Source organism: Paraburkholderia tropica (assembly GCF_014171495.1).
Classification (GTDB): Bacteria; Pseudomonadota; Gammaproteobacteria; order Burkholderiales; family Burkholderiaceae; genus Paraburkholderia; species Paraburkholderia tropica.
On record NZ_CP049136.1, the window covers coordinates 921206 to 935030 of the forward strand.

General features: G+C 63.0%; 13 protein-coding genes. 6 read left to right on the top strand and 7 right to left on the bottom strand.

Going from position 1 to position 13825, the window contains the following annotated elements:
* Positions 1-36 precede the first annotated feature (36 nt).
* Positions 37-630, bottom strand: a complete 594-nt coding sequence (locus tag G5S35_RS27630; protein ID WP_074986947.1) for a putative pterin-binding protein — start codon at positions 628-630, stop codon at positions 37-39.
* Between the two features lie 317 nt (positions 631-947).
* Here G5S35_RS27630 and G5S35_RS27635 point away from each other — a divergent pair, with 317 nt between their 5' ends.
* Positions 948-1460, top strand: coding sequence for a cytochrome P460 family protein (locus G5S35_RS27635; RefSeq protein ID WP_065058656.1), 513 nt, complete (start codon positions 948-950; stop codon positions 1458-1460).
* Between the two features lie 69 nt (positions 1461-1529).
* Here G5S35_RS27635 and G5S35_RS27640 read toward each other — a convergent pair whose 3' ends face one another.
* The 3 genes from G5S35_RS27640 to G5S35_RS27650 form a co-directional block, all read right to left on the bottom strand.
* Complete coding sequence (locus G5S35_RS27640) at positions 1530-2735, bottom strand: cytochrome P450 (RefSeq protein ID WP_065058658.1); 1206 nt, start codon at positions 2733-2735, stop codon at positions 1530-1532.
* Positions 2736-2798: 63 nt separating this feature from the next.
* On the bottom strand, positions 2799-3692 hold the full coding sequence (locus G5S35_RS27645) for a ketopantoate reductase family protein (RefSeq protein ID WP_074986945.1): 894 nt from the start codon (positions 3690-3692) through the stop codon (positions 2799-2801).
* A gap of 88 nt (positions 3693-3780) precedes the next feature.
* Positions 3781-4698 (bottom strand): LysR family transcriptional regulator, encoded by a 918-nt coding sequence (locus G5S35_RS27650; protein ID WP_183039522.1) that lies wholly within the window; start codon positions 4696-4698, stop codon positions 3781-3783.
* A 169-nt stretch (positions 4699-4867) separates the two neighbouring features.
* On the opposite strand from G5S35_RS27650, the gene G5S35_RS27655 reads away from it, so the two are divergent.
* Positions 4868-5650 (top strand): response regulator, encoded by a 783-nt coding sequence (locus G5S35_RS27655; protein WP_074986944.1) that lies wholly within the window; start codon positions 4868-4870, stop codon positions 5648-5650.
* A gap of 18 nt (positions 5651-5668) precedes the next feature.
* On the opposite strand, the gene G5S35_RS27660 is transcribed toward G5S35_RS27655, so the two are convergent.
* Complete coding sequence (locus G5S35_RS27660; RefSeq protein ID WP_074986943.1) at positions 5669-6637, bottom strand: quinone oxidoreductase family protein; 969 nt, start codon at positions 6635-6637, stop codon at positions 5669-5671.
* Positions 6638-6838: 201 nt separating this feature from the next.
* On the bottom strand, positions 6839-7654 hold the full coding sequence (locus tag G5S35_RS27665; protein WP_080180902.1) for a response regulator: 816 nt from the start codon (positions 7652-7654) through the stop codon (positions 6839-6841).
* Positions 7655-8069: 415 nt separating this feature from the next.
* Between G5S35_RS27665 and G5S35_RS27670 the strand changes: the two genes are divergently transcribed.
* From G5S35_RS27670 to G5S35_RS27680, 3 genes are all read left to right on the top strand, one after another.
* Positions 8070-9350: an epoxide hydrolase family protein gene (locus G5S35_RS27670; RefSeq protein ID WP_074986942.1), complete on the top strand. Its 1281-nt coding sequence runs from the start codon at positions 8070-8072 to the stop codon at positions 9348-9350.
* Between the two features lie 258 nt (positions 9351-9608).
* Positions 9609-10268, top strand: coding sequence for a response regulator transcription factor (locus G5S35_RS27675; RefSeq protein ID WP_065058664.1), 660 nt, complete (start codon positions 9609-9611; stop codon positions 10266-10268).
* Between the two features lie 268 nt (positions 10269-10536).
* Positions 10537-11502, top strand: a complete 966-nt coding sequence (locus tag G5S35_RS27680) for a sensor histidine kinase (protein ID WP_110328785.1) — start codon at positions 10537-10539, stop codon at positions 11500-11502.
* 36 nt (positions 11503-11538) lie between these two features.
* On the opposite strand, the gene G5S35_RS27685 is transcribed toward G5S35_RS27680, so the two are convergent.
* The gene (locus G5S35_RS27685) at positions 11539-11988 is read right to left on the bottom strand and encodes a universal stress protein (RefSeq protein ID WP_237181500.1); all 450 of its coding nucleotides are present in this window, start codon (positions 11986-11988) and stop codon (positions 11539-11541) included.
* Between the two features lie 353 nt (positions 11989-12341).
* On the opposite strand from G5S35_RS27685, the gene G5S35_RS27690 reads away from it, so the two are divergent.
* Positions 12342-13811, top strand: a complete 1470-nt coding sequence (locus G5S35_RS27690) for an aldehyde dehydrogenase (protein WP_074986940.1) — start codon at positions 12342-12344, stop codon at positions 13809-13811.
* The last annotated feature ends 14 nt before the right edge of the window (positions 13812-13825 follow it).

The following is a 13825-nucleotide window of genomic DNA, read 5'->3' on the forward strand; positions in this document are numbered from 1 at the left end:
GCGATCCGCTAACAACTTAGCCGCCGCCGCGCCCGACTAACCCGCATTCACCTGCACGTGATAAACCGCCCATGGGCAGGTCACAAACCGCTCCTTCAGCGGCTTGCTGGCCTGCTCCGGAACGCGGTCGGCGTCGTACACGGCCCATAGCGGCCCCAGCCCACCCAGCGGCATGGGCTTGCCATCCAGATGCGTGGCGACGATATAACGCCACGCGCGCAGATTCTCCAGCGACACCATCACCGCATAACCATCGATCGCACGCAGCATGACCTGCGCCGTCCCCGCGCCGGTTACGCCCGCAACTTGCAGCACGTCGGCGAGCAGCGGACCGGAGAGGGTATGCGGCTGCTGATCGTATTCGAGCGTAGGGCGGATCGTGACTGCGGGCAAGCGCATCAGCGCGGGAAAGTCGAAAGCATAGGCTTTATCGAACTTCACGAGCTGTTTCTCGAACAAACGATCGAATACATCCACGCCACCGCGATTATGCCGACCGATATCGCCGGAGATCGTCAGCACGGCGGGTGAGGTCGCATGCGCGGCGCCACTCGTTTCGTGCTTTGCGGCGAAGGCCGCGGGTGCGACGCTGAACGCGGCTGCGCCGCTCAAGAATTGCCGCTTGTTCATTTCGGATGGTCCTTTCTTTGACGCTAGCTGGCCGGGGTTGAGAAACTGGGTGTCGGTATCGACATAAGGCGGTTGCAGTATATATCGGCAAGCCGCAGCGTCCGGACTGACTAAACGTCCACCGAGATCAAGCTATTATTTCGGATAGCGAACGAAATTTATGGATGATAACGCGTAGCCTATATACGTCGGTATAACTCTAATAAACCGATTGCCGTATCGTCTGCGCGAAGCGCCGATGCTAGGCTACGGAGCAATATAGGCCGCTCTTTCTGCGCGGCGCAACATCAAGCAATCGATTTATCGGAGCGTACCGAATGAAAATCCCTCGCATCAAGGCCTTGCTGAGTGGCGCGACGCTGGCGCTTGCCATATCGGGGAACCAGCCTGTCATGGCGGAGCAGACGTCGCCCGACGCATCGCCCATTTATGGCGTGACGATTCCGCCAGGCTATCGCGAGTGGCAGATGATCGCGCCCGCAGCCGAAGCCGCGCCGCTCGACGAATTGCGCGTCGTGCTCGGCAATCCCGCTGCGATCAAGGCGATCAAGAACGCCACGCTGCCGTTCCCGGACGGCGCGGTGCTCGTCAAGCTGGCCTACAAGAAAAAGCAATCCGATGATTTCGCGCCCGCCACGGTGCCGGGCCAACCCACCACGGTGCAGGTCATGGTGAAGGATTCGAAGCGCTATGCGTCGACGGGCGGTTGGGGTTTCGGTCGCTTCATCGACGGCAAGCCGGCCGATCTGAAACAGCACCAAACCTGCTTCGCGTGTCACGCCGAACGCGTGAAAGACCGCGACTATGTCTTCACGCGTTTCGCGCCTTGAGAAAAAAATTCGCCGCTCAAAGCAAAGCGCGCCGCTGCAACGAGCGGCGCGCACCGAAGCAACAACCAATCAAATCCCCGTTCGCACGGGCAATGCCGTCACCCCGCGCAGATTATTGCGGTGCTGCCAGACCAGTGCATCGAGATTCTCGGCCTGCAGCGCGGGAAAGCGATCGAGTAAATGTCCGATCGCGACTTCCATTTCGAGCATGGCGAGCCGCGCGCCAAGACAATAATGAATGCCCGCGCCGAAGGACAGCGATTTAGCCGTATCGTCGCGCGCGAAGTCGAGTTGGTCGGGGTGCGTGAACGCCTGCGGGTCGCGATTTGCCGCGCCAATCAGCATGAAAACGACGGACCCGCGCGCGAGCTTCGAATCGCCCACGTCGATATCGTCGAATGCCGTGCGCACGACCATTTGCACGGCGCCGTCGTAACGCAGGCATTCCGCAATCGCGCGCGGCAACAGCGTGCGGTCGTCTTGTAGCGCCTGATACCGATCGCGATGCCGAAACAGCGCGAGCATCGTATTGCCGATCATATTCGACGTCGTTTCGTGTCCGGCGATGAATAGCAGGACCGCGTTCGACACCACTTCTTCGTCGGTGAGCTTCGCGCCATCCACCTCCACGTGCAGCAGCGCGCTGATCAGATCGTCGGCATGCTGTGAGCGCCGTTGCTCGATTACGTTCTGGAAATAGCGTTCGAGCGTGAGCGCCGCTTCGTCAGCGGCGCTCAGCGCTTGCGCGTCGAGCGGCGCAAGGTCGAACGCGGCGACTAGTCGACCGGCGGCGCCTGCGAGCGCGTGGGCGTCTTCGAGCGGCACATCGAGCAACTGGCAGATGATGCGAACCGGCAACGGCAGTGCGAAGTCGCTCATCAAATCGAAGCCGGCATTCGTGCCGATTGCATCGAGCAGCGCGCGCGTAGTGGCTTCGACCGTGTCACGCAGTTTCTCCATTTGCCGCGCGTTGAAGGTCTTCATCAGCAGCGCGCGCAATCGCGTGTGCGTGGGGGGATTCATCATCAGCAAGGTACGGTTCAGCGACTGAAACACCGGCCGCGCCGTTGCCGCTTCGCCGTAGCGCGCGGCCACGCTTTGCAGATATGTTTTGCCCATACGCGGATCGCGCAGCAGCGCGTCGATCACATCGAAGCGGCCCGTGACGAAAACTTGCGGCGCGATGGGCAGCAGCGCACCCGCTGCGCGAATCTTTTCATACGCGGGATACGGATTCGCGAAGAACGCGGGTGAGGTGAAGTCGGAGAATTGCATGAGTTTGGGCGATGAATGTGGGCGGATCGTAGTGTAGCGAAGGGCGCGTTGTGAAGCGAACGTTCACGCGCGCGCTTCGAGCATCTTGACGAGCGTAAGCAGCGTGCGATTCGCAGGCGTGGCGATACCTGAATTCAATCCGCGGCGCACGATCGCGCCGTTGAGATAATCGATTTCGCTGGGCTTGCGGCGTGCAAGGTCTTGTGCGGTCGACGAATATTGACCGCCGGGAATGGCGGCTTCAATGCGTTCGACAATTTGCGCGGGTGTGTCGTCGAAGTGGACGCCTTCCGCGGCTGCAACGGCGAGGCATTCGGTCACCACGTCGCGCATGGTCTCGCGCAAGGCGTCGCGTTGCGGCATGGCGTCGAGCGGCAATTGAACGATGGCCGACACCGCGTTGTATGCGCAATTGAGCACGAGTTTTTGCCAGAGCGTGGCGCGCACGTCGCGGGCGATGCGCGTGGGAATGTCGGCGTCGAGCAGCGTGCGCGCGAGCGCTTCGCTCGAAGGCGTGTCTTCGATCTCCAGGTCGCCGCGTCCGTGATGCAGCAAATGGCCTGGCCCCGCCATTTCGCTTGCCACGTACACGGCGGCGCTGATCACGGGTTGTGTCAGTTCGGCGCGCAGCATCGCGGCATTGTCCACGCCATTTTGCAGACTCACGACCATGGCATGCGATGCCAGTGAATGTCGCAGCGCGCGTGCTGCGCCCTGCGTATCTGGCGATTTCACGCAGACAAACACGGCGTCGGCAGACGCTGCCGCCTCGATGGCGGTCGAGGCTTGCACGGGCAGGCGCAGGTCGACCGTTCGCGACTGAAAGCGTAATCCCCGCGCGCGAATCGCATCCACATGCGTCGATCGGCCGATCAACATCACCTCATGACCGTGCCGCGCGAGCATGCCGCCAAAATAGCAGCCGACCGCGCCGGCGCCCAGAACCGCAAACCGCATACTATCCTCCGTGAAGCGAAGCTGGCCGTATGCACTGGCCCGTTGGACATCGATAACACCTGGCGCGTCAGCTTTATTCCCGCCATCGTCAATGCACGGGTGCAAATACCGGTAAACGCTCGCGAATCCAGTCGAGCAGCGCCGCCGGTCCGGGCGCGAGTGCGCGACTCGACTTCACGAGCAAGCGCGCGCGCGTACTTTGAAAAATGCTGTGCTCGATTGGCACGGTTGTCATCTCGCCGCGTGCGACTTCGGCTTGCGCGGCGAATTCACCAATCAGCGTGACGAAGTTCTCGACAGTCACCATACGCTTGAGCGCCGCCACGGAATTGCTCGTTATCGCGGCGGGAATTTCGATGCCTTCCGCGAGCTCGACCATTCTCACCGCATGGCCGATACCGAACGATTCGGGCATCAGCGCGAGCGGATACGCACGCAGGTCGTGAACATGCGCGACCGTGTGCGCCTTCGCCAACGGGTGTTCGTTGCGCAATAACAGCACGACTGGCTGATTCGAACTCGCGAGGCTGTGAATCAGCGGATGCGGTGGCGGATTGTAGGCGAGGCCGATATGAGCGCGGCTCGACGCCACCTCCTCGATCACGCCGTCGCGGCCCAGCACGCTCAGCTCGATCGTCAGCGACGGATAGCGAGCGCAGAACGGCCGGAGCACGGCATCGGTGAGCGTATCGACGAAACCTTCGCTCACGGCAAGCCGGATACGCCCCTGTTGCAAACCGCGCAGCGCGCTGAGTTGTGCTTCGAGTTTTTCCTGCTGCGAGCGGCAGCTTTCCACAAAATCGAGCAGATGCGCCGCGGCGTCGGTTGGGCGCACGCCTTTCGCGGAGCGGTCGAACAGCGTCGCGCCCAGTTCGTCTTCCAGAATGCGGATTTGCCGCGTGATGACGGAGGGCGACGTATTGAGGTTGTCGGCGGCGCCGCGAATCGAGCCGTGGTCGAGGACCGCGTGAAAGTAGCGCAGGCGTTGATGATTGAGTTGACGCATGGTGATCACCGGATCGAATGTCGTGCGTTGCTTGTGAGGCAACAGGGGTGGGGCGCGATTGCTGTTGTCCAGATCGCGCCTTCCTGACACCATCGCTAAACCGGATGCGCCACGAAGTTAATCAGCGATCCGAACTAATTGAAGAGTTGGAACGAAGAAGCGCTAAGTCATGTTTTCAGATACTCATCAAACGCCAGGCCACATCCTGATCGTCGACGACGATGGGGCGCTACGCGAGCGTATCGCGACGTATTTGCAGGCCCGCGGCATGCGCGTCTCGCAGCTTTCGCGAGCGCGTGATCTACGAGCACGGTTAAGCCAGTCCGAGCCCGATCTCGTCGTGCTGGACACCCGTCTTCCCGACGCGGATGGCCTCGCGCTGTGCGGCGAATTGCGTGCTAACCGCCGCTTTCATGCTTTGCCGATCGTGCTGCTATCCACGCGTCACGGCGTGGAGGACCGCATTGTCGGCCTTGAAATGGGCGCCGACGATTACCTCGCGAAGCCGCTTGCGACTCGCGAACTGTTCATGCGCATTCGTGCGATCCTGCGCCGCGCGCGTCTGCCGCCGCCCGGACTCGCCGTCGCGCACATGCCGAGCGTGCTGCGTTTTGGCGAATGGCGGCTCGACACGCTGGCGCGTCATCTTGTGGACGAGAGCGGGGCAACCGTTGCGCTGAGCAGCGCTGAATATCGTTTGCTGCGCGTGCTGCTCGATTATCCGAATCGCGTGCTCACGCGCGATCAACTTCTCGACCTCACACAAGGCCGCGAAGCCGATCTGCTCGACCGTTCGATCGACCTGCTCGTGAGCCGCGTGCGTCAGCGCTTGCGCGACGGCGTGCGGCAAGGCCGCTACATCAAGACGATACGCAACGAGGGCTATCTGTTCTCGGCGACGGTTGTCGAAGCCACCGGCCCGTGCGCATCGGCGTGTTGCGCGGCGGCCTGAGATCCCACATCGGGCGCATCACGGAATCAGCAGCAGCTTGCCGGTCGATCGACGGCTTTCCATGTCGTCATGCGCCTGCGCCGCCTGTTCGAGCGGATACACCCCGCCGATACGCACGTCGATTGCCCCGGCGACGATCCAGTCGAACAACTGCTTCGCGCGCGCCCGCAACAAGGCGGGCGTGGCGATGTGATCGGCAAACACCGCGTAACCGATCTTGATGCTGCGCGGCAGGCTCATGATGTGCAGCGGTCCCGCGTCGCCGAGCACCGGGCCGTACCAGCAGAACGTGCCGCTGCGGCGCAGCGAGGCCATCGACGCGTGAAAGGTCGTGGGACCGGAGCCGTCGTAGACCACGTGTACGCCTTCGCCGCCCGAGAGCCGCACGGTTTCTTCGGCGAAGGCGCCGTCCGCGTCGACGATGACGTGGTCCGCGCCCGCTTCGCGTGCGATCTCCGCTTTCACCGCGCTCGACACGCGGCCGATCACCGTGCCGCCGCGCAACTTGATGATCTGCGTGAGCAACAGGCCCAGGCCGCCCGCGGCCGCATGCACGAGCGCGATATCGCCGCGCTGCACCGGATAAAAGTCGGTCGCGAAGTGGCTGGCCGTGAGGCCCTGCATCATCAGTGCGGCGGCGGTGCGATGGTCGATTTCGTCGGGCACCGGCACGAGCGCGGCGGACGGAATGACGACGCGCTGCGCGTAGCTGCCCGGCGCATAGACCCACGCGACGCGCTGACCGGGGCGCACATCCGTGACGTTTTCGCCCACGGCGAGCACGCGGCCCGCGCCTTCGACGCCCAGCGGCTTCGGATCCGGCATCGACTCCCAGAAACCACCGCGACGCACGCCGATATCCATGAAGTTGACGCCCGCAGCATCGACTTCGACGAGCGCTTCGCCCGGACCCGCGACGGGCTCGCTCGCATCGACGAGGCGCAGCTTGTCGATGCCGCCCGGGCCTTCCATGACGATCTGTTTCATGCTCGCGCGCTCCTTGTATGGCGTGGTTTGCGTGGTGTTGTCATCGTGCGTTCCTTGAATGAGGGCGTGACGCTATTGGAACGCCGCTACGTATCCCGGTTGTTTCCGCCGATGCGTGGAAATGTAAGCGCGTGTTGCGAAGCGGGCCGCCGATACAGTGGGCTACAAATGCGCGTCACTCGATCCCAACCCGCGACGCCGTCACGCGGCGCTCGGTTGCAGGCAACGAGCACGCGAGAGTGGCGCGGTCGTGCGGCGCATGTCGTCGCGTTCGGCGATGCGGTGCTCGTCGAGCGTGGTGACGGCCGCCGAAAACACGTAGCCTTCGTTGCGCAGCGTCTTGATGTAGCGGGCCATGCGCGCCGTGTCGTTGAGGCGCTGCCGCAATCGGCTCACGAGCAGATCAATCGAGCGGTCGAACGGATCGGCGCTGCGCCGCTGCGTGAGATTGAGCAACTGGTCGCGCGTGAGTACGCGCTGCGGATGATCGAGAAACACGCGCAGCAGACGATATTCTGCGCCGCTGAGCGCGACCGGCGTGTCGTGCGGATCGAGCAGACGGCGCGCGGTGGTGTCGAGTCGCCAGTTGCCGAAGCCGAGTGTAGCGGGGCCTTCTTCGGCATGCAGATCGGGCGGCAGCATCCGCGTGCGCCGCAGCACGGCGCGGATGCGCGCGAGCAGTTCACGCGGCGGGAAGGGCTTGGTCAGATAGTCGTCGGCGCCCATTTCGAGGCCGACGATGCGGTCCATCACATCGTTGCGAGCGGTGACCATCAGCACCGGCATGAGACGATGGCGGCTCTCGCGCAGCGCGCGATAAAGCGTGAGTCCGTCTTCGCCGGGCAGGATGAGGTCGAGCAGGATCAGGTCCGGCGGGCTGCGTTCGAGCGCATCGTGCATCTCGCGCCCGTTGGCGGCTCGCGTGGTCCGCATGCCGTTTTTCTCAAGATAGTTGCCGACCAGTTCGCGCAGGTCGCGGTCGTCGTCGACGATCAGCACATGGTCGATTTTGTCCATGATGGTCATAAGCGACGCGGTGCGCCGCGTCCGGTTTGCGTGGAGCGCCGGCCGCGCTTTCGTGCGCGTAGCCGCCTGACTCCGATTCAAACAGATTAGCCGCTGCGCGCTGTGTATTCCATCCGGATCTGGATTGAGTCTATAGACGAAAAAGGATAGGGGACCCTATACGTCCGTATAAGGGTGGGGGGTGCAGTATTCAAATCCCGCTCAGACGCATTTTCAGTCAATTGATAATTCGATGACGTGATATTTGAAGGCGGCAGGGGAAATAAAAAAACTACACACCGGACATAATCGGGATACATGCGCTGACTTTAATGAGGGCCGGCGTTTCGGAATCGACCGCGCGTCAAAGCAGTCGCGCGGTCGCGTTTCCGAATCGACTCTTCTCTCATGAACAGGACGATCCAGCATGCCTTCGAATGAATTTTCCCCGATGCGGCGCAGTCTGCTGACCGCCACTGCGGCGGCCGGTGTGCTCTCGCTGTTTCCTGAAGCGATTTACGCCAGTGCCGCCACGCCCGATATCCGTCCGTTCAAGGCGAATATTCCCGACTCCGCACTCGACGATCTGCGCCGCCGCCTGGCGAATACCCGCTGGCCGGGAAAAGAAACCGTCGCCGACGAATCGCAGGGTGTGAAACTCGCGCGCATGCAGCAACTGGTTCAATACTGGGGAACGGGTTACGACTGGCGTAAAGGCGAAGCGAAGCTCAATGCTTTTCCGATGTTCATCACGGAAATCGACGGGCTCGATATTCAGTTCATTCACGTCCGCTCGCGCCATGCCAATGCGCTGCCGCTGATCATGACGCACGGCTGGCCCGGCTCGATTTTCGAATTGATCAAGGCAATTGGACCGCTGACCGATCCGACCGCTTATGGCGCGAGTGCCGACGACGCGTTCCACGTCGTAGTGCCCTCGCTGCCAGGCTTTGGCTTTTCGGGCAAACCTGCGCAGCCGGGCTGGGGCTCGGACCATATCGCGCGCGCGTGGGGCGTGTTGATGGCGCGGCTCGGTTACGAGCGCTTCGTTTCGCAGGGCGGCGACTGCGGCTCGGTGATCTCGCAACGCATGGCGATGCAGCACGTGAAGGGCTTGATCGGCATACACGTGAACATGCCGGCCACAGTGCCGCCCGATATCGCGCGGCATCTCGCGCTGGACGATCCCGCGCCTGCCGGACTTTCGGCGGACGAAAAGCGCGCATACGAGAAGCTGAGCGTGTTCTATCGCGACAATTGCGGCTATTCCGCCATGATGGTGACACGTCCGCAAACCGTGGGCTATGCGCTCGCCGATTCGCCGGTGGGACAGGCGGCGTGGATGTACGACAAGATTTCGCAATGGACCTATAGCGGCGGCATTCCCGAGCATTCGCTGACGCGCGATGAAATACTCGACGATATCTCGCTCTACTGGCTGACCAATAGCGCGACGTCGTCGGCGCAAATCTATTGGGAAGATCATTCCAACAATTTCAACGCGGTCGATATCGGCTTGCCCACGGCAATTACGGTATTCCCCGGCGAGATTTATCAGGCGCCGCGCAGTTGGGCCGAGCGCGCCTATCACAACCTCGTCTACTTCAACACGGTGGAGAAGGGCGGCCATTTCGCCGCGTGGGAGGAGCCGCTGCTGTTCGCACAGGAAGTGCGCGCCGGCTTTCGGCCCATGCGCAAGCTGGCGTGATCGCTGGACTAAAATGCAGAGAAAAGGCAATGCGGTCGTTGAATGAAGTACCTAATGATCGCGAATGGCCGCCGAATTGGCGCGGGAATGGAGGCAGCAAATGATCCGGTGAGTGGCAATCAATCGCTGCCATAGGCATCGAATGGCGGTTATTGGCGGGTGATTGCGTGGACCGGCGAGAGGGCTTTTGTTACCATCGGTTATTCGCCCTTCATAACAATCGATGCGCTTTTCTCGCCAGCGGCCCATTTGCCCACGATGTCCAACTCCACGCCCGCACCGCTCTCGACGGACCCAGACGGCACTATCGTCTATATCGTCGACGACGACGCGTTGTTTCGCCGCGCGTTGACCGGGCTGTTGCGCTCCGCCGGGCTGGCGGTGCGGGCGTTCGATTCCACCGAGGCCTTTCTCGCCGCGCCGCGACCTGCCACGCCGTCGTGCCTGCTGCTCGACGTGCGTCTGCAAGGCCGCAGCGGTCTCGCGTTTCAGGCCGAGCTGAGCGAAGGCGGGCGCGCGCATCTGCCGATCATCTTCATGACCGGCTACGGCGACATCGCCATGTCGGTGAAAGCGATGAAGGCGGGCGCGGTGGACTTTCTTGCGAAGCCGTTTCGCGATCAGGACATCATCGACGCCGTGCTCGCGGCGCTCGAGAAAGACGCCAACCGCCTCGCAGCCGATCGCGCGCTGCACACGTTGCGCGCGGGCTGGGACTCGCTCACGCCGCGCGAGCGCGAAGTGCTCCAGCATGTTGCGGCCGGCCTCATGAACAAGCAGATCGCCGCGAATATGGGCATTGCCGAAATCACCGCGAAGATTCATCGCGGCCAGGCCATGAAAAAAATGAACGCTCGTTCCGTGGCGGAGTTGATGCGAAAGATGGAAGCCCTTGGCATTGCGCATCTGCGTGCCTGAGTTCGCGCGACTACACGGTCGTGCAGGCCTGCTGCGCGATATCTATACCATCAGATGATGGCGGCGCGGCACGGCGTCCCGTATTCTGACGCTGCCGCGCGAATGCCTCGTTGCCCGCGCGTTAGTTAACGTCCGCGTGCCTTTGCGGCGCACGGTTCAGAACAACGACGGGAGAACGACTATGCGAGCGTATCCGGCAGCTTCGTGCGATACGCCCGCGCGTGCGTGCGAGTCTGCGCCGCGTCGCCCGGTCGCCGGATCCGCCGGAATGATGCCGCGCGTGCTTTCGGCGTTGTTGGCGGCACTACTGGCGGCGGCGTGCGGTTACGCCGCCTTTGCGATGTACGCCACGCCGTCGTCCGTCGCGCATGAGCCCTATCGTTTCGTCGCGCCGCTGGTGCTGCCCGCGCTTGCGGCGCTCGCTTTCATCACGTTCCAGTATGGCGCGTTGCGCGCGCAACTACGTCGCCATGCTCAGGCATTCGAAGCCGAAGCCGAAGCGGGCGAAGGCGTGGGCCTCGCCTTACCCGAATCCGGCCCCGCGCCGATGGCACGGCTCGCGCGTGCCGCCAATCGTTGCGCGCGTCAACGCGCGGGTCGCCAGGCTGAATTGCTGCATGTGCTGGCCGCTTACGCGCACGATCTGCGCACGCCGCTCACGCGCATGGGCATGCGTTGCGAACTGCTCGACGACGACGCGACGCGTGACGCGCTGCAACGCGATCTCGCCGAAATGGCGGAGCTGGTTGAAGGCAGTTTGTCGTGCGCGCGCATGCAGTGCAGCGCCGATGAGCCGATGCGTTCCGTCGATGCGGATAGCCTGCTCGACCTGCTGATCGCCGACTATCGCGACGCAGGCCGCATCGTCACGCTCGACGGTCGGGTGGGCCGCCCTCTCGTTACCTGCCCTCACGCGTTGCGCCGCGTGCTCGTGAACCTGATCGACAATGCACTGCGTTATGGCGACGACGTGTGCCTGAGCGTGCGTGTGGAAACGCGGCGGCTCGTGATTGCGGTGCTCGATACGGGTCCGGGCATCGTGCCCGCGCAACTCGAAGCGGTGTTTCTGCCGTGGTATCGCGCGCCCGGCACGGCGGCGGCGACGCCGGGTTCGGGATTGGGACTCGCCATCGCGCGACGTCTGACGCACGCGATGCGTGGCGAACTACATCTGGAGAATCGCTGCACGGGCGGGCTGGAAGCGCGCCTGACGTTGCCGCTAAACGCGCCTTGACGGGTCAATTCACGCGTGTGATGCGCATGATGCGCTTCAGGTGCCGGGCAGCGTCACGGTCACGATTGTCGTGCCGCCCAAACGCTCGGTGAGTTCGTGATGCGCGCTACGTGACCCCCACCAGCGCGAACGGCGCGCCTGCGCACGATGCCCAACCACGACGAGATCGGGATTGAACGCCTGCGTATGGCGCAAGACGACATCGTTCAAGCGACCGAAGCTCACATAGCCGCTCGCGACAATGCCATCGCCGGTCAACTGGCGCACCGCATGATCGAGCGTGCTGCGCGCGAGTTCCTCCAGACGATGAAACGCGAGGTCGCTCAGCAGGCCAGCGCAATGCGCATTGGCGCTTTCGGCATCGACGACGAAAATGACATCCACCTGCGCCGATAACGCGAGCGAGAGTTGCGCGCAGCGTTCGAGCGCGGCCTGGGCTTCGGCGCTGCCGTCGTACACGAGCAGCAATTTCGCAAAGGGAGACATGACGTCGAAGACCGTGAATTTGGTCGTGATTTTGAATTTAAGTGGCACGAACAAAACAGCCCATGCGGGGTGTTTATTCCGCAAGCCTCTTTTACAACCCGATCTTTTCAGTGGCGCGAACGCGGACATATTCCGACATAAATTTCAGCCAGCGTTGCGCTATAACGATGCAAACCGAACACCGCGAAATGCGCGTCACAGACAACCACGCGCAATGTGCCGGACAAGCCTCACGCGAATGCGATCGATACACTCGTTTGCCATGAATCGACACACCGTACGCTCGATTCATCGCGAGGTTTCGCCGCCGTGCGAGGCCGCTACTCCTTTCGAAGTTCATCTGGCAAACGATCATGTCCGAGTCCTGCACCGCACTTTCGTCGAATGTCCGCCAACGATTCTTTATCGATGGCGATTGGGTATCGAGTCATTCCGATCAACGTCACACGATCATTTCTCCGGCAACCGAAACGCCGTTCATGTCCGTGCCGCTCGCAGATGCCGTCGACATCGGGCGCGCAGTATCGGCGGCGCGGCGCGCGTTCGATCACGGGCCGTGGCCGCGTCTGTCCGGACCGGAACGCGCCGGCTATCTGAAGCGGCTGACGCAGGCGTTGCGCGAGCGCCTGCCGTTGCTCGCGCAACTCTGGACCGATCAGGTCGGCGCGCCCGCGTCGTTCGCGCAGAAGCTCACGCCGTTTGGCGCGAGCCGCTTCGATTTTTTCGCCACGCTCGCCGAGCACTATGCGTTCGACGACTGGCGGCCGACGCAGCGCGGGCGCGCCTGCGTGCGCCGCGTGCCGGTGGGCGTCGCGGCGCTGATTGCGCCGTGGAATGCGACCTTTCCCATCGTCTCGCAGAAGATCGCCGCGGCGCTGGCGGCCGGCTGCACGATGGTCGTGAAGTCGCCGCCCGAGTGTCCGTTCGACGCGCTCATCATCGCGGAATGCGCGGCGGCCGCGGGCATTCCGCCCGGGGTGCTCAACGTGGTCACGGCGGGACGCGAAGCGGGCGCGCAACTCGTGCAGTCGCGCGATATCGACAAGATCAGCTTTACCGGCAGCGTGGCGACGGGCCAATGGATTCAGCGCGCGGCGACTGACCGGCTCGCGCGCGTGACGCTCGAACTCGGCGGCAAGTCGGCAGCGATTCTGCTCGACGATGTCGATCTGCCCGCCGCGCTGGCGGCGCTCGTGCCGTTCACGATGCCGTTCTCGGGGCAGATCTGCTTCGCGCAGACGCGCGTGCTCGTGCCTCGTCATCGTCACGACGAAATCGCCGAGGCGTATGCAAGTGTCGTCGCGCGCATGAAGGTGGGTGATCCGCATGACGCCAATACGGCCATCGGTCCCGTGCTCAATGCTACGCAGCGCGAGCGTGTACGCGGCTATATCGAACGCGGCATCGCCGAAGGCGCGGCGCTCGTGACGGGCGGCTCCGGAAATGCGGGATTCGAGCGCGGCTTTTACGTTGCGCCCACGGTGTTCAGCCGCGTGACGTCGACCATGGCGATCGCGCGCGAGGAAATCTTCGGCCCGGTCGTGTCGATCCTGCCGTACGACAGCGTCGATCAGGCAGTCGAGATCGCCAATGACTCGGACTACGGTTTGAGCGGTTCGGTGTTCGGCGCGGATGGCGAGCGCGCATTCGAGGTGGCGTGCCGCTTACGTACGGGCAACGTCGGTATCAACGGCGTGGAGATTGCGCCCAACGTGCCGTTCGGCGGCATGAAGCGTTCGGGCATCGGTCGGGAAGGCGGACGCGAAGGGCTCGAAGCGTACCTCGAAACGCAGGCGATATTCGTTCCGGGCGCGGCGGCGTAACGCCGAACGCGGAA

What these genes read in the sequence shown, in the direction of transcription:
- G5S35_RS27630 (WP_074986947.1), bottom strand. Translation starts at nt 630, where the DNA reads ATGAACAAGCGGCAATTCTTGAGCGGCGCAGCCGCGTTCAGCGTCGCA.
- G5S35_RS27635 (WP_065058656.1), top strand. Translation starts at nt 948, where the DNA reads ATGAAAATCCCTCGCATCAAGGCCTTGCTGAGTGGCGCGACGCTGGCG.
- G5S35_RS27640 (WP_065058658.1), bottom strand. Translation starts at nt 2,735, where the DNA reads ATGCAATTCTCCGACTTCACCTCACCCGCGTTCTTCGCGAATCCGTAT.
- G5S35_RS27645 (WP_074986945.1), bottom strand. Translation starts at nt 3,692, where the DNA reads ATGCGGTTTGCGGTTCTGGGCGCCGGCGCGGTCGGCTGCTATTTTGGC.
- G5S35_RS27650 (WP_183039522.1), bottom strand. Translation starts at nt 4,698, where the DNA reads ATGCGTCAACTCAATCATCAACGCCTGCGCTACTTTCACGCGGTCCTC.
- G5S35_RS27655 (WP_074986944.1), top strand. Translation starts at nt 4,868, where the DNA reads ATGTTTTCAGATACTCATCAAACGCCAGGCCACATCCTGATCGTCGAC.
- G5S35_RS27660 (WP_074986943.1), bottom strand. Translation starts at nt 6,637, where the DNA reads ATGAAACAGATCGTCATGGAAGGCCCGGGCGGCATCGACAAGCTGCGC.
- G5S35_RS27665 (WP_080180902.1), bottom strand. Translation starts at nt 7,654, where the DNA reads ATGGACAAAATCGACCATGTGCTGATCGTCGACGACGACCGCGACCTG.
- G5S35_RS27670 (WP_074986942.1), top strand. Translation starts at nt 8,070, where the DNA reads ATGCCTTCGAATGAATTTTCCCCGATGCGGCGCAGTCTGCTGACCGCC.
- G5S35_RS27675 (WP_065058664.1), top strand. Translation starts at nt 9,609, where the DNA reads ATGTCCAACTCCACGCCCGCACCGCTCTCGACGGACCCAGACGGCACT.
- G5S35_RS27680 (WP_110328785.1), top strand. Translation starts at nt 10,537, where the DNA reads ATGATGCCGCGCGTGCTTTCGGCGTTGTTGGCGGCACTACTGGCGGCG.
- G5S35_RS27685 (WP_237181500.1), bottom strand. Translation starts at nt 11,988, where the DNA reads ATGTCTCCCTTTGCGAAATTGCTGCTCGTGTACGACGGCAGCGCCGAA.
- G5S35_RS27690 (WP_074986940.1), top strand. Translation starts at nt 12,342, where the DNA reads ATGTCCGAGTCCTGCACCGCACTTTCGTCGAATGTCCGCCAACGATTC.